We start from the raw sequence: 20,064 nt of genomic DNA on the forward strand, positions 1-20,064 counted from the left end.
CATCTGTCTCCCGTCACTTTTTATCATAATAGGCACTCTGTTCACTGAAGATGAAAGAAAATAATGCAAGATCCCTTCAGTTAAATAATTCCTCCCAATCTTCAAAGGAGAACTTATCCGTTAGATGTTCCAAATCTTTAGGAACTTCAACATGGCACATTAATTCCAAACTGTTGCCATCTAAGTCTTTAAAGTAAACAGATGCGTTTCCTTGATGCGGCCGGATAAAAGGCTCAACCGATTTTCTGCGCCCAAATGGCACAGCCTCAACTTGAATAGATTTTAACCATTTAAGTGATTCCTTTAAATCTTCATATAAAACCTGAAAAGCAATGTGCCTTAAAGAGGGATGGTAAGGCGTTTGATATTCTTTTCCTTCCCATAATCCCAGCCAGGACTTCCCTTCTTCAATCCATAAGAAGGCCGTTTCTTCATCCCTCCAGGCAAATTTCAAACCTAATTTTTGGTAAAATTCTAATGAATCATCTATATTTTTCACTGGCAAATGAGCTTCATATATTCCTTTTATCAATTCCTCCACTCCTTTCTGAACATATTCATTAAAACTGGTGTATGGCAGCCGCCGTTAGTGCTGAAGGGCTTTTTCTTTTACAGGCGCAGAAACCGGTTTGAGACGGCTCATTTTATACACTTTATAAAGGAAAGGAATTCCAAGTGCAGTCAGCAGAGCAAGAGAACCAAAGAGAAGGAGCGGCTTGGAAGCACCGAAAGAATCAAGCATCATTCCTCCTGCGAAGGGTCCGATGACATTCCCGATGCCGGTGAATCCCATTGCACCGAAATAGGACCCCTTAAGACCGGGTTTTGCCAGCTGGTCCGCAAACAGATCGGTCATACAGAACATCAGCACTTCTCCCATAGTAAACAGGACCACAATGCCGAGAATGCCCAGCAGGCCGTCTGTCAGACTGAAGCCCAGCAGACTGATGGACACGAGAATGTTTCCAAGCATGATGGATAAAACCGGGCTGTACTTTTTTCCAAACTGTATGAGCGGATACTGAAAAACAATGACCACCACCGCATTCAGCGTAAGCATCAGGGAGAAGAACTGGGCTCCGTTTTCAATTTTCGGCGACATCGCAAAGAATTGAGGCAGGGTGGAACTGAACTGGGAATACCCGGCTACAGACAGAATAATTCCCGCCAGTCCAAGTGAAAACACCGTATCCTTCTTCAATACGCCAAATGCTTCTTTCACCGATACTATCCCCTTTGCAGAAGAAGCCTTGCCGATCCTGTGTACGGAAAGCATGTAAACCAGTGACAGCCCGTACAGGAAACTGGCTCCTGCTGCGTAATAAAAAGGTGTAAGAGCAGTTGAAGATCCAAGCTGCAATCCGATAATCGGACCGAATACCACTCCGATATTTATAGCCGTATAGCGAAGATTAAACAGCACAAGCCGGTTTTTTTCCTCCGTTACATCAGAAAGAATCGCTCTGGAGGTGGGTTCGAATACAGCCCGGCAAAGGCCATTCAGGGCATTCATTACAAAAAACATCCAAACCGCTGAAGATTGGGCAAATCCTATGAAGACAAGACTCCAAGTGAAAATGGAGATCAGGAGCACCGGCTTTTGCCCGAAGCGGTCGGACAAGTACCCTCCATAAAAACTGGCAGCAATCCCAACAATCGAACTGGATGCAATAATGGCGCCTGTTACGGAAGCCGAAACATTCAGCTTCCCTGTTAAATAGATTGCCAGGAACGGAATGCTCATCGACGTCGCCATGCGGCTGAACAGGGTGCCGATGATGATATTCCAGGCAATAGGATGAACCATCCGTAAAGAATTCATGTTAAAAACTTCCTTTCTTTATCCTGAACCTATTTTATCCCAGTTGCAGGCTTCCGTCATCCATCTTGGGATGGAGAAGAAGGCCGGCGGAAGGATGGAATTATAGAGAGGGGAAAAGCGGGAAATGTTGGACATTGGGGCGAGCTTGCGACGCCGGACATGACGGAAAAGGATGGGATGAGGGGGAAAGCGTGCGATGCCGGACAACGATGCCGGACATGAGGGGGAAGCGTGCGATGCCGGACAACGATGCCGGACATGAGGGGGGAAAGCGTGCGATGCCGGACAACAATGCCGGACATGAGGGGGAAAGGGTGCGATGCCGGACAATAATGCCGGACATGGCGGGGAAAAGAGAGCGATGCCGGACAACAATGCCGGACAAGACGGGAAAAAGAGAGCGATGCCGGACAACAATGCCGGACATGAGGGGGGAAGCGTGCGATGCCGGACAACAATGCCGGACAAGACGGGAAAAGAGAGCGATGCCGGACAACAATGCCGGACATGACAGGAAAAAGCGTGCAATGCCGGACAAAAATCCCGGACAAGATGGAAAAGGGGTGCCGGACATGACGGAAAAAAGAGTTCTATGCCCCGCAAAACCGAAAAAGAGACGCTTCCCTTTAAACAAACGTTTAATTAACCCATTCCATAAACAGCTTGTTTGAAAAAGGTCTTTTTCTTTGAAACAATATGGACATGATAAAAACAGCAGAAAGGAGAGGTGCAAGATGAAAGTACTAATTGCAGGAGCAAATGGACAAATCGGAAAGCAGGTTACGGAAATTCTTAAAAACGGAGGAGAGCATACTCCGTTCGCTATGGTAAGGAAGCAGGAGCAGGCGGATGCTTTTGCGGCAAAAGGAATTGAAACGGTGCTGGCAGATTTAGAAGGAACGGTTTCCGATCTTGAAAAGGCAGTTAAAGGAAAGGACGCCGTGATTTTTACGGCAGGATCGGGAGGAAGCACCGGATCAGACAAAACGCTTCTTATTGATTTGGATGGTGCCGGCAAGCTGATTGAAGCAGCCCGGAATACAGGTGTTCAGCGTTTTGTGATGGTGAGTGCCCTTCAGGCTCACAACCGGGAGAACTGGAATGAGAAGCTGCTGCCTTATTACGCCGCTAAACACTATGCGGACAAGGAGCTTGAAAGAAGCGGTCTGGATTATACCATTGTACGTCCGGGCGGATTGCTGAATGAGCCTGGAACAGGAAAGGTCAAGGCTGCTGAAAATCTTGAGCGGGGATCGATCTCCCGTGAAGATGTAGCGAAAGTAATTGCCGCCGTCCTTTCCGAGGAGCACACAGTCAAACGTTCCTTTGATTTAGTCAGCGGAGATACGGAGATAGAGGAAGCAATCCGCACCATTTGACACTTTTACCGGGGAGCCTATGCTTCCCGGTTTTTTAAAATGCATTCAAAGTAAAATCCAGCAGTGTTACCCGAGTCATTTTTTTTTGATTTTAAAAAAAACGAGAGCAGGGGCTCCCGTTTTTCCGCTGTTCACTAATTTTTCGCCTCAATTTTCTGGTCAATGGTTCCTGCTGAGTAATGATCGCCGATTTGTTCGTAAGTGACTTCAAGACCTGTTGCTTTATGTTCCTGTTCTTTTTCGGCCGGATCGAATGACTTGCCTGCTACCTCTTCTGCCATTTCGGTTAATTTGGTGCTCAAGCTGAATCGCTCCTTTCGATGTCGGTGCCGTTTTTAAGCACCTATTCATCTTTTCCCGTTTTTTCATCATCCTACACGTTTCTTTGAGGGGATAAGTTGTGTATAATCCGAGTGAAGCAATAAGTAGAAAGGACGGTGCTTGCATGCTGACGATTACTGGACATGAAGCCGAACTGCTTGAAGATCCGTTTGGAATCCTGCCTGGAGACCGGTATGAATTCCTTTTGGATTTGGATGTTCCGGAGGATGATGAGCTTTATTCTGAGAACGGAATCTATCTGAGAGTCATTTTTCTGATTGAAAATGAGCAGGCTCGAATTACCCAATATCAATTTTATGAAAAAGAAACTGAACAAAGCTTTGATTTCGGATTGGATGAGGAAGAGGAAGCCATGGTTGCTTCATACTGCCTGGAGAATCTTCCGGAACCGGAACAAGAACAAGAATAAGAAAAAGGCTGCCGGATGAGCAGCCTTTTTCTTATGAAGAGTGATTTCCCGCTTCCACAATATGAAACATCAGATGGGCGAGATGATGAATCGGGCCATAGGCTTCTTCTTCACCTTCCATCGCTTCCTGTTCCTCGCTGAATTCGAGGTCATTTAAGTAAAGAGCCGTGAACTGATAAAAATCTTTCAGTTCAAAGCCATAGCAGGCGGATGGATCTTCTTCATTTTCCTCATAGTGAAGGACAAGATACGATTCATTCCGGTCTTTATCCTCCGCATCGAAAAACACAAAATACCCTGCGTTTGTATCAAGCTCGAATAAATGGCGCGTTCCGCCTTCCGTTTTGGCTGCGAAATCTTCTTCCGACAGTTTATAAACCGTCATATCCCCGGTTTCATCTTCTTTATGAAAAGTCACTTTAAATGCTTCCATGGTTCATTCTCCTTTGTGAAATCCGTTTTATTTTTTCGGGCTAAGTTAAAGCATGTTGTTGATTATTAGCACCTGTTGATTGGAGTGGAAATCAACAGCCAGGTTTAACAGAGCCTTTTTCAAAAAAAATGTGTTCGGCACGAAGCTCCTGTTCAAGGGTAAGGATCCCGTATGAAAAGAAGGGCTGTCTTCTTTTATCCGTAGGGGAGCCTGGATTAAAAAGCAGAAGATCTCCTTCCTGTTTATGTACGGGAATATGGGAATGCCCAAAAATAAGACAATCGAGCTTTTGGTCTTGAAAGGCATTCAGAGCCCGTTTTTCCGTTGTTCGGCCTTTGCCTTCATGGCCGTGAATGAGTCCGATTGTAAAGCCGTTCATCTTGAGCAGCTGTTTATCCGGAAGCATGCTCTTCACGTCTTCGTTATCTGCGTTGCCATATACAGCATACACCATTCCGTAGCCGCACAATTCATGGTACGCATCGGCTGTCAGAAAATCACCGGCATGCAGAATGGCGTCGGCTTGTTTCAACTCTTCAAGCAGCCGGTCTGGATAGGCTTTGCTTCTCTTTGGAATATGGGTATCGGATAAAACGAGCAGTTTCATTCATTTCACCGCCTCTGCATATTAGCATGTCCAGCGAGCTTCATATATGCACCTGTAATTTAAAAGGGGAAAAAAGCTGGCAGGGAATCTGCCAGCTTCTTGATCAGCCAAGTGAATTCATATTCGCCCATTCTTCCTTGCTTGGTCCGTACACACCCGGCACGGTAAGGCCTGCCTGGCGCATGAGGACGGTCATTTGTCCGCGGTGGTGGGCCTGGTGCTGAATGAGGATACGAAGGATTTCGTGAACCGGTGTTTCATTTCCGAAAATATCGCGGCTTTCACTCAGACTCTCATCAGTCCACTGTTCCTGAACGGCCTTTATCATTGAATGGCTTGTATCTTTATAGGCAGAAGCAATTTCTTCTGCTGATTCGGGTACGTTTTCTACGTTCGCAGGGTGCTGAAAATTTAATCCGGTTTGGGAAAGCATGCTGTAGATGGCAACGGTAATATGCCACCCAAGTCCGCCGAGATGATTATATCCAGGGGCTATTTCCTGGGTTAGCGATGAGTCGGTTAAAGCATGGAGAATTTTCTCTGTTGCTTCCGCTTCGCGATTCCATTCCTGTATGAACTGTTGTTTGGTTGTAAACATGGATGAATCCTCCTTTAATAACGATGAATATATCCTGTTTATACCCGTTTATCTGAAAAACAAGGCCGTTTTAGCGAAATAATATATAATGAGGGGAAAAAAGGGGGAGTCAGCTGTGTTTTTAAGAAGCATCCGGCTCAGGCCATTCAGCGGATTGAGACCGGATCATTATCCGTTTAATATCCCGGTTATAAGGGACTTGCAGGAACTGGAGTTCAGCAGTCCTGTAACGTTCTTTTGCGGAGAAAACGGTTCCGGAAAATCAACGCTGCTTGAAGCAATTGCTGATCAGTGCGGATTTCATACAGCAGGGGGAAGCAGGAATAATCAGTATGAGGTGGATGCCTCCCGGTCAGACCTCGGTGAACACTTGCAGCTTTCCTGGTTTCCAAAAGCGGCAGACGGATTTTTTTTCAGAGCAGAATCATTCTATCACTTTGCAAGCCATATTGATGAAATGGCTAAACAAGATCCGCCTGTACTGAAAAGCTACGGAGGGAAATCTCTTCATAGCCAGTCTCACGGAGAATCTTTTTTAAGCCTTTTTACAAACCGCCTCGGGGAAAAAGCGATTTATCTGCTGGACGAGCCGGAGGCAGCCTTGTCTCCACAAAGACAATTGAGTCTGCTCAGGATCATTTATGATTTGACGAGGGATGGAGACTCTCAGTTTATCATTGCGACTCATTCACCGATTCTACTTGGCTATCCAGGTGCGTCTATTCTGTTATTTGATGAAGGGGAACTTGTGGAAACCGAATACGAACAGACCGGACATTACCAGCTGACTAAATATTTTTTGGATAACAGGAAGAAGTTTTTAGCCGAAATCTTTAAAGACGATGAATAAGAAAATCCCAAGAGCAAAGACTCTTGGGACCCGGATTAAAAGGTAACGTCTTCTCCATAATAAGCCGCATGGAAAAGCTTTTTCATTTCTTCGTGAGAAGTTTCGCGCGGGTTCGTGGAGGTGCATGGATCCTCCAGCGCATTTTTAGCCATTTCATCTGCGTGTTTCGTGAACAGTTCCTCTGAAACTCCGTATTCCTTCAAAGAATTCGGCACGTTCATTTGTTTGTTCATGGATCGTACCCATTCAATAAGCGAGTCGGTCAGCTCTTCACTGTTTTCGCCATCAAGACCGAGACGCTTCGCGATGGAAGCAAAACGGTCAGCGGAGACGGTGCGGTTAAACTGAATCACATACGGCAGGTATATTCCGTTTGCGCACCCGTGCGGAATTTCAAAAGTCGGGCCGCTTTTATGCGCCATGCTGTGCACATTGCCGAGTACGGCATTAGAGAAGGCCATTCCGGCCATTGCCTGCGCATAATGGACCTTTTCTCTTGATTCCTTGCTGCCGTTATAGGAAGAAACGAGATGGTCCTTTAAAATTTCAGCCGCTTCGATCGCCAGAGAATCGGTGAAAACCGTTCTTGGCTTCGCTACATAAGATTCGATGCTATGGGTAACAGCGTCCATTCCGCTGTAAGCAATTAATTTATGCGGCAGGTCTTCCACCATGACCGGATCAATAATCGCGAGGTCCGGTGTCAGCTCAAAGCTTGCGATTGGATATTTAACCCCGGTGTCTCCATCAGTAATGACCGATAAATTGGAGATTTCGGATGCCGTCCCGCTCGTCGTCGGAATCCCGATAAACTTCGCCTTCTTGCGGAGAGGAGGCAGATTGAACGGTTCAATCGTTTCTTCAAATGCAATATCAGGATACTCATAGAAAATCCACATCGCCTTCGCAGCATCCATCGGGGAGCCGCCGCCCACTCCAATAATCCAATCCGGTTCGAAATCGCGTAGATGCCGGGCCTGATCCCGGGCCGTTTGAACAGTTGGTTCCCCGTCAAAGCCTTCCACTACCTTTGACTCAATGCCTGCTTCTGAAAGGTGGGATAGAATGGTATCAAGGTGTCCGCTTTTTTTGACAGACCCGCCTCCGATTACAACTGCTGCTTTTTTTCCTTCAAGCTCTTTCAATTTTTCCAGCGCATTCTCTCCAAAAAAGATATCTCTGGGTATCGTAAAGCGATTCATGTGTAAAACTCCTTTTTAGTGAGTGTCTTGTGATACTATTCATGCTTTTCCTCGTTTGAGAGATGCTAAACATACGGATAGGCAGGCAGATGTTTATTCAAGCAGGAGAATTTGATCTATAGTGGAAGAATGAAAAAGGAGGAATGATGATGTCACAGGTAACCATCAATGCCATTATGAAAGCAAAATCAGGCAAAGAAGAGCAGCTGTTTGCAGAAATGAAAAAAGCCATTGCTCCTTCCAGAGCAGAAGAAGGCTGCATAAGCTATGATCTTCACCGCTCCAAGGAGGACCCGGGCGTGTTCGTTTTTTATGAAAACTGGAAGGATCAGGCGGCAGTGGACTCCCATATGCAGGCCCCTCATTACAAGGCTTACAGAGAAGCGATTGCGCCCCTTGTGGATACAAGAGAGGTTCATTTTCTGGAAAAAGTATAAAAACACCCGCACACCGTTTCAGAACGGTGTGTTTTTTTATGGAAAATAACAAATATCTATTGAAATTCAGTCTGGCAATATTATAATAAAGGATGCTTAAAGTAAACTTTTAGTAATGTAAAACAAAACTTCTTCTCTTGGAAGTTTACCTATTATAAACAGGAATGAAGGGTAACGTATGCAAATCGGGAAAAAAATAAAAAACCTTCGGCTAAAAAGCGGACTGACTCAGGAAGAACTCGGAGAGCGGACGGATTTGAGCAAGGGCTACATATCCCAGCTTGAACGGGACTTGAGTTCGCCTTCCCTGGATACTTTTTTCAGTATATTGGAAGTGCTTGGATGCACACCGGAGAAGTTCTTTGAATCGGGAGACGCCATTCAGAAAGTAGTGTACACAGAAGAGGATCAAACAGGGTATAAGGATGAGGAAAAGGGCTATGCCATTCAGTGGCTAGTTCCTGAATCCAATGAAAAAGAAATGGAACCGATCCGCCTTTCTTTTAAAGAAAGGGGAGAGTTTAAAGAATTCGAACCTTCCTTGTCCGAAACATTTGGATACGTCATAAAAGGAAGGGTTTCAATCCGGATTGGAACCCGCTACTACAGTGCAAATGCAGGCGAATCCATTTATTTTTCTGCCTCAGATTCCCATCAGATTACGAATGATTTCAGCGGGAGTTCTGAGATTCTCCTTGTTGCTACGGAGTCCTACTTATAATCTAATCAAACGTTTGTTTAAATCACTTATCTCAAGGAGGCTGTTATGAAAAACGAAACCATTATCCGCTTTGAAGGGGTTACGAAGCAGTATGACCAAGCCGTCCCCGTTTTGGACGCTGTAAGCTTTGAAATTGAAAAAGGGAAATTTTACACGCTGCTTGGCCCGTCCGGCTGCGGCAAAACGACCATTCTCCGCCTGATTGCCGGATTTACCGAGCCGACAGAAGGCAGCATCTATTTTAACGGAAAAAAGATTAATCAGGTACCGGCCAATAAACGCCAGGTCAACACCGTGTTTCAGGACTACGCGCTATTTCCGCATTTAAATGTGTTTGAAAACGTCGCCTTCGGATTGCGGATCAAGAAAATGAAGAAAGAGCAGATTACAGAAAAAGTGAAGGAAGCCCTTCGCTTTGTGAATCTTGAAGGATATGAAACCCGTGAAATCACGGAAATGTCCGGGGGGCAAAAGCAGCGTGTGGCTATTGCGCGCGCGATTGTAAACGAACCTGAGGTTATTCTTCTGGATGAACCGCTCTCTGCATTGGACTTGAAGCTGCGGACGGAGATGCAGTATGAATTGAGAGAGCTGCAGCGCAGACTTGGCATCACATTTATATTCGTTACACATGACCAGGAAGAAGCCCTGGCGATGTCGGATGAAATCTTTGTCCTGAACAAAGGGCAAATCCAGCAGAGCGGAACTCCGACAGACATTTACGATGAGCCGATTAACCGGTTTGTAGCAGACTTCATCGGAGAATCCAACATCGTACCGGGAACGATGCTTGAGGATTACCTCGTGGAGTTTGCGGGACAGCAATTTGAATGTGTGGACCGGGGCTTCCTTCCAAAGGAATCCGTCGAAATTATCGTAAGGCCCGAGGATTTGGTTATTGCCAAAAGAGATGCAGGAAAGCTTCAGGTTAAAGTGGATTCGCAGCTTTTCAGAGGGGTACACTATGAAATCTGCTGCTACGATGAAGCAGGAAATGAATGGCTGGTTCATTCCACGAAAAAGGCAACGGTCGGAGATGAAATCGGGCTCGATTTCGAACCGGAAGCGATTCATGTCATGAGATTCAATGAGACAGAAGAAGAATTCGATAAGCGTCTGGAATCGTATGCCGGAGACAGCCATGCAAACTAAATCGCGCAATCTGTATTTAATCCCTTACGTCCTGTGGATCGTGCTCTTTGTAGCGGCACCCATTGTTCTCATTTTTTATTATTCTTTATTTGATATTGAAGGCAACTTAACGCTGTCCAACTATGCGAAGTTCTTTACCCCGGTTTATATGCAAATGACGCTAAGCTCCTTTTGGTATGCCTTTTTAATCACGCTGTTTTCTTTGCTGATTGCGTACCCGACTGCCTATTTGCTGACAAAAACGAAGCACAAACAGCTCTGGCTGCTGCTGATCATCCTGCCGACGTGGATCAACCTTTTGCTGAAGGCTTATGCTTTCCTTGGGATTTTCGGAACGTACGGAACGGCAAATAATCTGCTTGAATGGCTCGGGGCAGGCAGGCAGCAGATTCTGTTTACGGACTTCAGCTTTGTATTCGTTTCGGTTTATATCTTTATCCCGTTTATGATTTTGCCCATTTATAATTCCCTTGAGGAAATGAATCCTTCTCTTGTGGATGCAGCGAGAGATCTTGGGTCTTCTCAGTGGGAGACCTTTAAAAAGGTGATTTTCCCGCTGACGATTTCGGGTGTGAAATCAGGCTGCCAGGCAGTATTTATTCCTGCGCTTTCCCTGTTCATGATCACCCGGCTCATCGCCGGAAACCGGGTCATTACCCTTGGAACCGCGATTGAGCAGCACTTCCTTGTCACACAGGACTGGGGAATGGGCGCCACGATTGCGGTCTTCCTGATTATTGCGATGGCCATCATTATATTGTTAACCAATAACCGGAGGAGGAGCGCAAGATGAGAAAATCCAGCAAGCTATCCAATCTATATTTAATTCTCGTCTTTGCGATTCTCTATGCGCCTATTTTTTACCTTATGTATTATTCGTTCAACAGCGGGGGAACGATGAGAGATTTCGAAGGCTTTACACTGGATTGGTACAAGGAAGTTTTTCAGGATACAAGACTTTTGATTATTGTTCTGAACACGTTAATTATCGCGTTGCTGTCTTCGGCCATTTCGACTATTGTCGGCGTTCTTGGCGCACTGGCGATTACGTATGTAAAAAGAAGACAAACGAAAAATACGCTTCTTACTTTGAATAATGTTCTGATTGTAAGCCCGGATGTCATCATTGGCGCATCCTTTCTCATTTTATTTACCATGATTGGAATCAAGCTGGGCTTCACTTCGGTTCTGCTCTCCCATATTGCGTTCAGCGTCCCGATTGTGGTCATTATGGTTCTGCCAAAGCTTGAGGAGATGAGCTCCTCGCTCGTGGATGCGGCAAGAGATCTTGGGGCAAGCAGGAGAGAAGTTCTGACTAAAGTGGTGCTTCCATATATCACACCGGGTATTTTTGCCGGATTCTTTATGGCTTTAACTTATTCGCTCGATGATTTTGCGGTTACGTTCTTTGTTACCGGGAACGGATTTTCCACGCTTTCAGTTGAAATCTATTCACTGGCGCGTCAGGGAATTTCATTAACCATCAATGCTCTATCCACGCTGATCTTCCTCGTGACGATTGTGCTTGTGGTCGGCTATTACTTTATCACTCAGCGGAATAACCGTGCGAAGGGAGTGGCAATCCGAAAATGAAACAGCTGCTAAACGCTTTTATCGCGATTGCCGTTATCTCTCTTGTCCTTTATGTATCCATCAATCAGCTGAACAGCTCCCAGGGCTATTCAGGCGGAAATACAATTACGATCTACAATTGGGGAGACTATGTAGATCCTGAACTGATCGACCGTTTTGAAAAGGAATCAGGCATCAAAGTCATCTACCAGACGTTCGATTCCAATGAAGCGATGATGACAAAAATCTCACAGGGAGGAACGACGTTCGACGTTGCCATCCCATCCGAGTACGCAATCAGCAAAATGAAGGAAGATCATCTTCTGATTCCGCTTGATCATTCCAAACTGCCGAATTTGAAGAATATCGATTCCAGATTCATGGACTTATCCTTTGATCCCGGAAACAAATATTCGATTCCATATTTCTGGGGAACGGTCGGCATCGTTTACAACCCTGACATGCTTGGCGGAAAAAAGATCACCAGCTGGGAAGACCTGTGGGACCAGGAGATGAAAAATAAAATCCTGCTCGCCGACGGAGCAAGGGAAGTAATGGGAATGGGATTGAACAGTCTCGGCTACTCGCTCAATGACACAGACGAAGCCCATCTCCAGCAGGCGAAGAAAAAACTGAACACTCTTACACCGAACGTCAAAGCAATCGTAGGAGATGAAATCAAAATGCTGCTTGCCAATGAAGAAGCAGCAGCAGGTGTCGTCTGGTCAGGGGACGCTTCTGAAATCATGGGCGAAAATGAAAAGCTCGACTACGTCGTTCCGGAAGAAGGCTCCAATCTTTGGTTTGATAACATGGTAATACCGAAAACCGCGGCAAACAAAAAAGCGGCCCACCAGTTCATCAACTTTATGCTTGAACCGGATGTCGCCGCCCAAAACGCGGAATACGTCGGCTACTCCACTCCAAACAAAAAAGCACTCTCCATTCTTCCAAAAGAAATCTCAGGCGACGAACGCTTCTATCCGGATGCGGCAACCACCGAAAAGCTGGAAGTGTACGATAACCTTGGGAAGAAGATGCTCGCCCATTATAATGAATTGTTTTTGGAATTTAAAATGCACAGAAAGTAACAGGAAACAGCGGATCTCATCCAGAGACCGCTGTTTTTTTGGGGGGAAAACCTAAAACGTTTCCAGGTATAGGGTGGGAGATTGCTGGATTTGATTTGGGGGTTGGAGTGGGTTGGACTAGTTTGGACTGGGTTGCACTGGGTTGCACTGGGTTGCACTGACCCCCAATGCATCACCGCACCGGGGGAACAAGGAAGATGCATCACGATACGAAGTATACAGGGGGTTTAACAAGAGGGGGGGACGGAGGTTTAGTGCTTTAGCAGAGCGGGGGTCAGAGTCAAGCACTGACCCCCAATGCATCACCGCACCGGGGGAACAAGGAAGGTACATCACGGTACGAGGTATACAGGGGCTACAACAAGAGTGGGGACGGAGGTTTAGTGCTTTAGCGGAGCGGGGGTCAGAGCCAAGCACTGACCCCCATTGCATCACCGCACCGGGGGAATAAGGAAGGTACATCACGAAACGAAGTATACAGGGGGTTTAACAAGAGTGGGGACGGAGGTTTAGTGCTTTAGCGGAGCGGGGGTCAGTGCAACAGCATAATCGGGCACACCCGATTCCCCGCAACCGTTATAAAAATTCCTGCCGGCCAAAATTCTGCAAAAAATGAAACTTTGCGCCGTGCTTATCCGTATAAACCTGATGTAGGTGTTTTCACCCTGTTGAAAGACAGGGAACATTGTCGCTCAAAGTTGAATGCTTTGGAAAAATTGTGGTATCATTTTCTTGGAACGCTGTATGCGGCTTCATATTTGGCGGCAATAGCAAAAACAAAGGTTTTAAAGGCTTTATTACTGGGAAGGAGTGTTGAAGAATGGCCATTTCCTTGCAAAAAGGGCAAAAGATTGATTTAACTAAAGGCAGAGCCGGATTGTCTTCCATTACGGTTGGACTAGGCTGGGATCCAGTTAAGAAGAGCGGCGGTTTCTTTGGTTTCGGCGGAGGAAGCAGCAACATTGACTGTGATGCGTCTGTGCTGATGCTGAATGAGAGCGGCAAGCTTGCGGATAAAAAGGATTTGATCTATTTCGGCAACAAAACAAGCTCCTGCGGCAGTGTGCAGCACTCAGGCGATAACCTGACCGGAGAAGGAGAAGGGGACGACGAACAGGTTAAAATTGACCTTAGCCGGGTACCTTCACATATACATAGGCTCGTTTTCGTTGTAAACATTTATCAGGCGGTTCAGCGCAAGCAGGATTTTGGGATGATTCAAAACGCATTTATCCGCGTTGTGGATAACTCCAGCAGAAGTGAGCTTGTCCACTTTAACCTGACGGATAATTTTTCCGGTCTGATGGCGCTTGTTCCCGGTGAAATCTACCGCCATAACGGAGAATGGAAATTCTCAGCTATAGGCGACGGAACAAAGGATACATCGATCAGTGAAATTGCAAACCGCTACGTGTAATAGAATAAAAGTCTTATAGAGTAAGAAACTCCTGCACGCTATGCAGGATTAAAAAACTATAAAAAGCGAGGTTATGCACAATGGCAATCAGCTTAGCAAAAGGACAGAAAGTAGATTTAACAAAATCAAACCCTGGCTTAACAAATATCGTGGTAGGACTTGGCTGGGACGTAAATAAATATGACGGCGGGCAGGATTTCGACCTGGACTCCTCTGTTTTCCTATTAAATGCCGAAGGAAAATGCTCTTCTGAAGCAGACTTTGTTTTCTACAACAACACAAAAGGTGCGAACGGCGCGGTTGAGCACACAGGAGATAACCGCACAGGTGCAGGTGAAGGCGATGATGAGCAGGTGAAAGTAAACCTGACAAGCGTACCTGAAAGCATTCAAAAAATTGCGTTCACGATTACGATTCATGATGCTGAAACACGCAGCCAAAACTTTGGACAAGTGAGCAATTCTTATGTGCGTATTCTAAACGAATCCAATGGCGAGGAATTAATCCGCTATGATCTTGGAGAAGATTTCTCCATTGAAACAGCAGTAGTAGTAGGGGAGCTTTACCGTCACGGCGCGGAGTGGAAGTTCAGTGCAATCGGCAGCGGGTATCAAGGCGGACTTGCTTCACTGGTAAGCGACTACGGCTTAAACGTCTAATTGGCGTCTGAATAAAATCGGGGTGGCTTATTTCTGAATGGCCGCCCTCTTTTACACATTGGCTTTGCTCGTTTCTGACAGTTATGGGCTGAGGTAAAAAATGCCGGCAGCCCGGAAATCAACCGTCGCAATCACTAAGCCAAAACATTTAACGCAAGAACAGAGAGGGGAGCCGGCTGAAGGTCGCCCCTTTTTTTAGAATGAACATACAATCGGAATGGGGGATCACGATGACACTTTCCTTATCAAAAGGTCAAAGAATTGATTTGACCAAAACCAATCCGGGACTTACAAAAGTAGCCGTCGGACTTGGATGGGATACGAACAGATACAATGGGGGGCATGACTTTGATTTGGATGCCTCCGCTTTTCTGGCCGATGCTTCCGGCAAGGTTCAAAATGACAGTGAGTTTATTTTTTACAATCAGCTGAAAAGTCCGAACGGGGCAGTTGAGCATACGGGTGATAACCGTACGGGTGAAGGAGAAGGCGATGATGAGCAGATTCTCGTGGATTTTTCACTCATGCCGGCTCACATTGATAAGATTGGCATTGCCGTGACCATTCATGATGCAGATGCAAGAAGACAGAACTTTGGACAAGTATCCAATGCGTTTGTCCGCATTGTGGATGCACAATCCGATAAAGAAATTCTCCGCTATGATCTCGGTGAAGATTTTTCGATTGAAACAGCGGTTGTGGTTTGCGAATTGTACAAGCACGGATCTGACTGGAAATTCAACGCCATTGGAAGCGGGTTTTCAGGCGGTCTGGCTGCCCTTTGCCGCAACTACGGGCTGCAGGTTTAAGAAAGAGAAGATGGAAGGCGTTCAGCCTTCCTCCCTGGAGTTTTTCATATAGCAGATCATTAGAAGAGGAGGGGATTTTTTGAGACATTTTCACTATCTTCCGGTTCATATGCTGGACGACATTTTTTACAGTAAGCCAATTTCATTTAGCCGGACCTCCTCTAAAGAACAGCTGGCTTATGCGCTTGGAGCCACTCTTTATATGCCGGGAACGAGAGAGCAGATTTCTAGTGATGTGCTATCTGGGAAATATCTTGAGGGCAAGCATGAAGGTTTGACGAGCATGGCGATTTGCCTGGAGGATTCCATTGGTGATAATGAGGTAGAGGCTGCGGAAGTTAATACGGTGGAACAGCTTAGGAATATTTATACAAGCATGGAAACCGGTTCTTTTCATGAAGACTCTCTTCCCTTGATTTTTATACGGGTGAGAGAAGCGGAACAGATGAAGAGACTGATTGGCCGGCTCGGGAAGGCGGCAGGTGTTCTTTGCGGCTTTATTTTCCCGAAATTTACTGCATCGAACGGCCGCGTTTATTTTGAAGCTCTCCAGGAAGCGAATAAGGATCTTGGATTAACGCTGTATGGCATGCCGATTCTAGAATCCTATGAAATTATTTATAAAGAATCCAGGACGGATGCTCTTTGCGGGATTAAAGAACTGCTCGATCATTATTATCCGCTTGTGCTGAATGTCCGCATCGGCGCCACGGATTTCTCGGGATTATTTGGGATCAGGAGAAGCAGCGATACGACCATTTATGATATTTCAGTGATCCGCGACTGCATTACGGATATTATTAATCTATTTGGAAGAAGTTCTAAGGAATATGTGATTTCAGGACCGGTTTGGGAGTACTTCTATGGTTCGAAACGCATTATGAAACCCCAAATCAGGCAATCCCCGTTTCAGCAGGCATTTGGACGAAACGGTCTTCAGGTCCGGACGGAGATGATCAGCCGCTTTGAAGACGCGCTTATCCATGAAATTATGCTGGACAAAACGAATGGGCTAGTCGGGAAAACGGTGATTCATCCTACTCATGTAAAAGTTGTTCATGCCCTGAACGTTGTCACCCATGAGGAATATATGGATGCCAGGTCTATTCTGGAGAGTCTTGACGGGACCAATGGTGTGTTTAAAAGCTCATACGCCAACAAGATGAATGAAGTTAAGCCACATACTAACTGGGCGCGTAAAGTGCTGCTCAAATCTTCCATTTACGGGGTGCTTCATGAACAACAATCCTTCATTGACCTTCTTAACACAAGAGAAAGCGAGAAAAGCCTCGCTGGAAATTTTAGATAAAATCAGCGTCAGCATTGAGATCAGAGATAATCCTCTTCAGCTTTCCCTAAACAGTCTGTTTGAAATGGGGGCAAGGATTAATAAAAAAAGAAGCTTTCTTTTTATCAGCAAGGTGCTTGGCAAGCATCTTCCTGTTTCTCCAAGAGTTTCATTGATGGCGGGAGCCGCTCTGGCTGCCCAGTACATGGAAAAGGTTCATGGGGCGGTCCACCCTTTCAAAGAGGAAATCAGGGAGGCTATTGAAACCGGAGAGGCAGGAGAGCTTTTGCATCAGGCAGTCCAGCAGGAAAAATTCCCCCTGCCGGAAGAGACGGTCTTTATCGGTTTTGCCGAAACCGCGACAGCACTGGGCCATGCTGTATTCAATTGCTTTGAAAATGCGAGGTTTCTTCATACAACGCGTGAGGAAGTAGATGGCTTGAAATCGGCTATTAACTTTGAAGAAGAGCACTCCCATGCGACGTCTCACCGGTGCTATGCGGGAACTGAATTTTTTGATCATCCGAATCCGATTGTTCTTGTGGATGATGAGTCAACGACAGGGAAAACGGCCCTGAATATTATTGAATCCATCCAGGCGGTCTTTCCAAGAAAAGAATACACCATTGTCACTCTGCTGGACTGGAGGACAGATGCGCATCGGGAACAATACAGGAAAATGGAAGAAGACTTGGGCATTGTCATTCGGGATGTCTCTCTGCTGTCCGGGTCGATGGAAGCGAGAGGCGACTCGATAGAGAAAGAGATCGAAGCTGAAAAAACCCCCTGCTTGTCTGAAAAAGCAGAAGTGATCATGACCGGATTATCAGCTGCTTCTGATTATCAGACGGAATGGACGGCAAAAGGAGAAGGTGCATCAGCTCCTTCCTATTTATCCAGCACGGGAAGGTTTGGCATCAATTCGGCCCTCCAGAAAGAAGCGTCCGGTTTAATCAGCCGTGCAGCGGAGGAGCTCCGCCTCAAAAGGAGAGGAGAACGGACCCTTTGTCTCGGCACAGGTGAATTTATGTACATACCGATGCGGATTGCCGCGGAAATGGGAGAAGGGATCCGCTGCCATTCTACAACAAGGAGTCCGATTCACAGCGTAAAGCAAGAAGGATATCCGATATCCTCCAAGTTTTCCTACCCAAGCCCGGAACAGCCTGATATAGAGCATTTCTTTTACAACGTTGAGCCGGGAATGTATGATGAAGTCTTTGTGTTTCTGGAAAGAGAAGTTCAGGAGGATCAGCTGCAGCCGATGCTTGAGCAGCTGAAAACCGTGGTTCCGATTATCCAGGTCGTATACTTTTGCAGAAGGAAAGGTGATCAGCATGTCCATTAAAACGATGATGCCCCCAGCACCAATGGGAAGCTACTCCCAAAAAGATGTCGTCTTTCTTTTAAAAGATATCAGTGATGCAATGCCTGAAAGCTCTACCCAGGACCGGGAAGAAGCGGTGCAGTCCGGAACCCATTATTCAGAAATGCTGCCGATCGAATACAAGCCTTCCGAGGATTATATTAAACTTTTTCACGTTTCGCTTGCCCAGTATAAAGAAAGACTCGCAATTGCTGCGGGTGTTGTGGCTGAGCAGATTATAAAAGAACGGGGGAAAGGGGCTGTGCTCGTCTCTCTTGCCCGGGCCGGCACGCCGATCGGGATCCTCATCAAACGCTATATCCTTTTCAAATACGGCATCGATGTGCCTCATTACAGCGTATCCATTATCCGCGGACGGGGAATTGATGAAAATGCGATGAAGTATATTTTTGAAAACCATCCGTCCGAAGCGATTCAGTTTGTAGATGGATGGACGGGAAAAGGGGCCATCAAAAAAGAATTGAATGAGGCAGTAGCTCATTTAAACGAAGTGTACGGGACGAATGTCAGCGACAGTATGGCCGTTCTGGCAGATCCAGGCTACTGCGTATCCATTTACGGAACCCGCGGCGACTTCCTTATACCGAGTGCATGCCTGAATTCCACCGTTTCCGGCCTTGTCAGCCGTACGGTTCTAAACAGGGAGTTTATCAGCGAAACGGATTACCATGGAGCGAAATATTACCGTGAGCTGGAAGGTGAGGATCTGTCCGGTCACTATATCGAAACCATTACAGAGCAGTTTCCTATAGTGAAAGATGAAGTGGAAAGACACTTTAAAGAGATGGTCATAACCGAACCGACGTGGAGCGGTTTAGAGGATATCAAAAAAATTCAGCGCGATTACGGCATTGAGAATATCAATCTGGTGAAACCCGGTGTTGGCGAAACGACACGGGTACTTCTCCGCCGGGTGCCGTGGAAAATCCTTGTGAAAAGCTTCGATAATCCCGATTTAGGGCATATCCGTCTCCTTGCAGAAGAACGCAGCGTTCCAATCGAGCTTTATCCGGATATGTCTTACTCATGCTGCGGAATCATCAAGCCGCTCAAGGAGGACAGCCGATGATTTTCGCAAGCGATTTAGACCAGACCCTCATTTATTCAAGACGATCGTTTAGATCCGACCCGGCGGAAGAAGACATCCGCTTAATTGAAACGCTCGACGGACAGGAAATCTCGTTTATGACGCATAAAGCAGTGGGGCTGCTGAAGCAGATTACCGAACGTGCCATGTTTGTCCCGGTGACAACGAGAACGATTGAGCAATTCAAACGAATCACTCTTTTTCAGTCTGAGCTTGCGGCAGAATATGCCGTGACGAGCAACGGAGGAAACATTCTGAAAAACGGGACACCCGATGCGGACTGGAACAGGCTCATGACGCAGCAGCTGCAGAATGGCATGCCGAGAGAAGAGATGCTCGAGAAGTTCCAGGAAATCGTTCATGATGAATGGGTGTTAAAGCAAAGAACAGCCGACGATCTGTTCAGCTACTGCATCATTGACCGCGCGAAGGTGCCGGAAGAGCTCGAGTCGTTCACCAAGTGGCTGGGCGAAGCAGGCTGGACGCATTCCATGCAGGGGAGAAAGCTCTACTTCGTGCCGAAGCCTGTCAGCAAATGGGCGGCAATTGAATACATAAAGAAAACAGAAGGAATAAACACGGTGGCCGCAGCTGGCGACTCGCTGCTGGATCTATGCCTCCTTGAAAATGCAGACTTTGCTTATGCCCCAAGGCATGGAGAGCTGCAGGAACAGGGACAGGATTCACAGGGGAAAATCGTAAGAACGGAACAGGAAGGAATTTCTGCATCAGAGGAAATTCTTCAAAAAGTATTAGAAAAAGCAGAACAGCAAGCAAAAGTCACACCTTAAAACGACAGAAA

General features: G+C 46.3%; 24 protein-coding genes. 17 read left to right on the plus strand and 7 right to left on the minus strand.

All coding sequences use genetic code 11. The features are described from left to right. Nucleotides 1-76 precede the first annotated feature (76 nt). Together CEF21_RS02790 and CEF21_RS02795 are read right to left on the minus strand one after the other, a co-directional pair. On the minus strand, nt 77-532 hold the full coding sequence (locus CEF21_RS02790; protein ID WP_123913287.1) for a VOC family protein: 456 nt from the start codon (nt 530-532) through the stop codon (nt 77-79). Between the two features lie 54 nt (nt 533-586). Further along, the gene (locus CEF21_RS02795; RefSeq protein WP_123913288.1) at nt 587-1,822 is read right to left on the minus strand and encodes an MDR family MFS transporter; all 1,236 of its coding nucleotides are present in this window, start codon (nt 1,820-1,822) and stop codon (nt 587-589) included. 191 nt (nt 1,823-2,013) lie between these two features. Here CEF21_RS02795 and CEF21_RS02800 point away from each other — a divergent pair, with 191 nt between their 5' ends. Then, nucleotides 2,014-2,493, plus strand: a complete 480-nt coding sequence (locus tag CEF21_RS02800) for a hypothetical protein (RefSeq protein ID WP_123913289.1) — start codon at nt 2,014-2,016, stop codon at nt 2,491-2,493. Between the two features lie 63 nt (nt 2,494-2,556). Continuing rightward, the gene (locus tag CEF21_RS02805; RefSeq protein WP_123913290.1) at nt 2,557-3,201 is read left to right on the plus strand and encodes an SDR family oxidoreductase; all 645 of its coding nucleotides are present in this window, start codon (nt 2,557-2,559) and stop codon (nt 3,199-3,201) included. 134 nt (nt 3,202-3,335) lie between these two features. Here the strand turns inward: CEF21_RS02805 and CEF21_RS02810 are convergent, their stop codons facing one another. Beyond that, nucleotides 3,336-3,503: a YozQ family protein gene (locus tag CEF21_RS02810; protein ID WP_123913291.1), complete on the minus strand. Its 168-nt coding sequence runs from the start codon at nt 3,501-3,503 to the stop codon at nt 3,336-3,338. A gap of 143 nt (nt 3,504-3,646) precedes the next feature. Between CEF21_RS02810 and CEF21_RS02815 the strand changes: the two genes are divergently transcribed. Further along, nucleotides 3,647-3,952, plus strand: a complete 306-nt coding sequence (locus tag CEF21_RS02815; RefSeq protein WP_123913292.1) for a DUF6509 family protein — start codon at nt 3,647-3,649, stop codon at nt 3,950-3,952. A 31-nt stretch (nt 3,953-3,983) separates the two neighbouring features. Here CEF21_RS02815 and CEF21_RS02820 read toward each other — a convergent pair whose 3' ends face one another. The 3 genes from CEF21_RS02820 to CEF21_RS02830 form a co-directional block, all read right to left on the minus strand. Beyond that, nucleotides 3,984-4,385, minus strand: coding sequence for a cytosolic protein (locus CEF21_RS02820; protein WP_123913293.1), 402 nt, complete (start codon nt 4,383-4,385; stop codon nt 3,984-3,986). Between the two features lie 91 nt (nt 4,386-4,476). Then, complete coding sequence (locus CEF21_RS02825; RefSeq protein WP_123913294.1) at nt 4,477-4,992, minus strand: metallophosphoesterase family protein; 516 nt, start codon at nt 4,990-4,992, stop codon at nt 4,477-4,479. Nucleotides 4,993-5,095: 103 nt separating this feature from the next. Beyond that, nucleotides 5,096-5,590: a DinB family protein gene (locus CEF21_RS02830; protein ID WP_123913295.1), complete on the minus strand. Its 495-nt coding sequence runs from the start codon at nt 5,588-5,590 to the stop codon at nt 5,096-5,098. 115 nt (nt 5,591-5,705) lie between these two features. Here CEF21_RS02830 and CEF21_RS02835 point away from each other — a divergent pair, with 115 nt between their 5' ends. After that, complete coding sequence (locus CEF21_RS02835) at nt 5,706-6,440, plus strand: AAA family ATPase (protein ID WP_241156752.1); 735 nt, start codon at nt 5,706-5,708, stop codon at nt 6,438-6,440. Nucleotides 6,441-6,475: 35 nt separating this feature from the next. Here CEF21_RS02835 and CEF21_RS02840 read toward each other — a convergent pair whose 3' ends face one another. Then, the gene (locus CEF21_RS02840; protein WP_123913297.1) at nt 6,476-7,642 is read right to left on the minus strand and encodes an iron-containing alcohol dehydrogenase; all 1,167 of its coding nucleotides are present in this window, start codon (nt 7,640-7,642) and stop codon (nt 6,476-6,478) included. A 143-nt stretch (nt 7,643-7,785) separates the two neighbouring features. Between CEF21_RS02840 and CEF21_RS02845 the strand changes: the two genes are divergently transcribed. The 13 genes from CEF21_RS02845 (at nt 7,786) to CEF21_RS02905 (ending at nt 20,053) form a co-directional block, all read left to right on the plus strand. Beyond that, on the plus strand, nt 7,786-8,079 hold the full coding sequence (locus CEF21_RS02845) for a putative quinol monooxygenase (protein ID WP_241156753.1): 294 nt from the start codon (nt 7,786-7,788) through the stop codon (nt 8,077-8,079). Between the two features lie 178 nt (nt 8,080-8,257). Then, complete coding sequence (locus CEF21_RS02850) at nt 8,258-8,800, plus strand: helix-turn-helix domain-containing protein (RefSeq protein WP_123913298.1); 543 nt, start codon at nt 8,258-8,260, stop codon at nt 8,798-8,800. Between the two features lie 45 nt (nt 8,801-8,845). Further along, the gene (locus CEF21_RS02855) at nt 8,846-9,952 is read left to right on the plus strand and encodes an ABC transporter ATP-binding protein (protein WP_123913299.1); all 1,107 of its coding nucleotides are present in this window, start codon (nt 8,846-8,848) and stop codon (nt 9,950-9,952) included. Next, nucleotides 9,942-10,745, plus strand: coding sequence for an ABC transporter permease (locus tag CEF21_RS02860; protein ID WP_123913300.1), 804 nt, complete (start codon nt 9,942-9,944; stop codon nt 10,743-10,745). Before CEF21_RS02855 ends, CEF21_RS02860 begins: the two co-directional genes overlap by 11 nt. After that, nucleotides 10,742-11,545: an ABC transporter permease gene (locus tag CEF21_RS02865; protein ID WP_123913301.1), complete on the plus strand. Its 804-nt coding sequence runs from the start codon at nt 10,742-10,744 to the stop codon at nt 11,543-11,545. The genes CEF21_RS02860 and CEF21_RS02865 overlap by 4 nt, the downstream gene beginning before the upstream one ends. Then, on the plus strand, nt 11,542-12,615 hold the full coding sequence (locus tag CEF21_RS02870; protein WP_123913302.1) for an ABC transporter substrate-binding protein: 1,074 nt from the start codon (nt 11,542-11,544) through the stop codon (nt 12,613-12,615). Before CEF21_RS02865 ends, CEF21_RS02870 begins: the two co-directional genes overlap by 4 nt. An 820-nt stretch (nt 12,616-13,435) precedes the next feature. Further along, nucleotides 13,436-14,032 carry a TerD family protein gene (locus CEF21_RS02875; protein WP_123913303.1) on the plus strand — a complete coding sequence of 199 codons (597 nt, stop codon included), beginning with the start codon at nt 13,436-13,438 and terminating at the stop codon, nt 14,030-14,032. An 80-nt stretch (nt 14,033-14,112) separates the two neighbouring features. Next, on the plus strand, nt 14,113-14,691 hold the full coding sequence (locus CEF21_RS02880; protein WP_123913304.1) for a TerD family protein: 579 nt from the start codon (nt 14,113-14,115) through the stop codon (nt 14,689-14,691). Between the two features lie 230 nt (nt 14,692-14,921). After that, on the plus strand, nt 14,922-15,500 hold the full coding sequence (locus CEF21_RS02885) for a TerD family protein (protein ID WP_123913305.1): 579 nt from the start codon (nt 14,922-14,924) through the stop codon (nt 15,498-15,500). Between the two features lie 79 nt (nt 15,501-15,579). Next, nucleotides 15,580-16,809 carry an HpcH/HpaI aldolase/citrate lyase family protein gene (locus CEF21_RS02890; RefSeq protein ID WP_241156754.1) on the plus strand — a complete coding sequence of 410 codons (1,230 nt, stop codon included), beginning with the start codon at nt 15,580-15,582 and terminating at the stop codon, nt 16,807-16,809. Continuing rightward, nucleotides 16,736-18,136, plus strand: coding sequence for a phosphoribosyltransferase family protein (locus tag CEF21_RS02895; RefSeq protein ID WP_123913306.1), 1,401 nt, complete (start codon nt 16,736-16,738; stop codon nt 18,134-18,136). The genes CEF21_RS02890 and CEF21_RS02895 overlap by 74 nt, the downstream gene beginning before the upstream one ends. Next, complete coding sequence (locus tag CEF21_RS02900) at nt 18,126-19,244, plus strand: cysteine protease StiP family protein (protein ID WP_241156755.1); 1,119 nt, start codon at nt 18,126-18,128, stop codon at nt 19,242-19,244. The genes CEF21_RS02895 and CEF21_RS02900 overlap by 11 nt, the downstream gene beginning before the upstream one ends. Beyond that, nucleotides 19,241-20,053: an HAD hydrolase family protein gene (locus CEF21_RS02905; protein WP_123913307.1), complete on the plus strand. Its 813-nt coding sequence runs from the start codon at nt 19,241-19,243 to the stop codon at nt 20,051-20,053. The genes CEF21_RS02900 and CEF21_RS02905 overlap by 4 nt, the downstream gene beginning before the upstream one ends. The last annotated feature ends 11 nt before the right edge of the window (nt 20,054-20,064 follow it).

Source organism: Bacillus sp. FJAT-42376, from assembly GCF_003816055.1.
GTDB lineage: Bacteria > Bacillota > Bacilli > Bacillales > Bacillaceae > Metabacillus_B.

Excerpts from the sequence above, each read along its gene's own strand:
- CEF21_RS02895 (WP_123913306.1), top strand. The coding sequence starts at position 16,736 with ATGAACAACAATCCTTCATTGACCTTCTTAACACAAGAGAAAGCGAGA.
- CEF21_RS02830 (WP_123913295.1), bottom strand. The coding sequence starts at position 5,590 with ATGTTTACAACCAAACAACAGTTCATACAGGAATGGAATCGCGAAGCG.
- CEF21_RS02905 (WP_123913307.1), top strand. The coding sequence starts at position 19,241 with ATGATTTTCGCAAGCGATTTAGACCAGACCCTCATTTATTCAAGACGA.
- CEF21_RS02880 (WP_123913304.1), top strand. The coding sequence starts at position 14,113 with ATGGCAATCAGCTTAGCAAAAGGACAGAAAGTAGATTTAACAAAATCA.
- CEF21_RS02860 (WP_123913300.1), top strand. The coding sequence starts at position 9,942 with ATGCAAACTAAATCGCGCAATCTGTATTTAATCCCTTACGTCCTGTGG.
- CEF21_RS02795 (WP_123913288.1), bottom strand. The coding sequence starts at position 1,822 with ATGAATTCTTTACGGATGGTTCATCCTATTGCCTGGAATATCATCATC.
- CEF21_RS02875 (WP_123913303.1), top strand. The coding sequence starts at position 13,436 with ATGGCCATTTCCTTGCAAAAAGGGCAAAAGATTGATTTAACTAAAGGC.
- CEF21_RS02885 (WP_123913305.1), top strand. The coding sequence starts at position 14,922 with ATGACACTTTCCTTATCAAAAGGTCAAAGAATTGATTTGACCAAAACC.
- CEF21_RS02825 (WP_123913294.1), bottom strand. The coding sequence starts at position 4,992 with ATGAAACTGCTCGTTTTATCCGATACCCATATTCCAAAGAGAAGCAAA.
- CEF21_RS02855 (WP_123913299.1), top strand. The coding sequence starts at position 8,846 with ATGAAAAACGAAACCATTATCCGCTTTGAAGGGGTTACGAAGCAGTAT.
- CEF21_RS02870 (WP_123913302.1), top strand. The coding sequence starts at position 11,542 with ATGAAACAGCTGCTAAACGCTTTTATCGCGATTGCCGTTATCTCTCTT.
- CEF21_RS02815 (WP_123913292.1), top strand. The coding sequence starts at position 3,647 with ATGCTGACGATTACTGGACATGAAGCCGAACTGCTTGAAGATCCGTTT.
- CEF21_RS02820 (WP_123913293.1), bottom strand. The coding sequence starts at position 4,385 with ATGGAAGCATTTAAAGTGACTTTTCATAAAGAAGATGAAACCGGGGAT.
- CEF21_RS02865 (WP_123913301.1), top strand. The coding sequence starts at position 10,742 with ATGAGAAAATCCAGCAAGCTATCCAATCTATATTTAATTCTCGTCTTT.
- CEF21_RS02900 (WP_241156755.1), top strand. The coding sequence starts at position 18,126 with ATGTCCATTAAAACGATGATGCCCCCAGCACCAATGGGAAGCTACTCC.
- CEF21_RS02850 (WP_123913298.1), top strand. The coding sequence starts at position 8,258 with ATGCAAATCGGGAAAAAAATAAAAAACCTTCGGCTAAAAAGCGGACTG.
- CEF21_RS02805 (WP_123913290.1), top strand. The coding sequence starts at position 2,557 with ATGAAAGTACTAATTGCAGGAGCAAATGGACAAATCGGAAAGCAGGTT.
- CEF21_RS02845 (WP_241156753.1), top strand. The coding sequence starts at position 7,786 with ATGATGATGTCACAGGTAACCATCAATGCCATTATGAAAGCAAAATCA.
- CEF21_RS02840 (WP_123913297.1), bottom strand. The coding sequence starts at position 7,642 with ATGAATCGCTTTACGATACCCAGAGATATCTTTTTTGGAGAGAATGCG.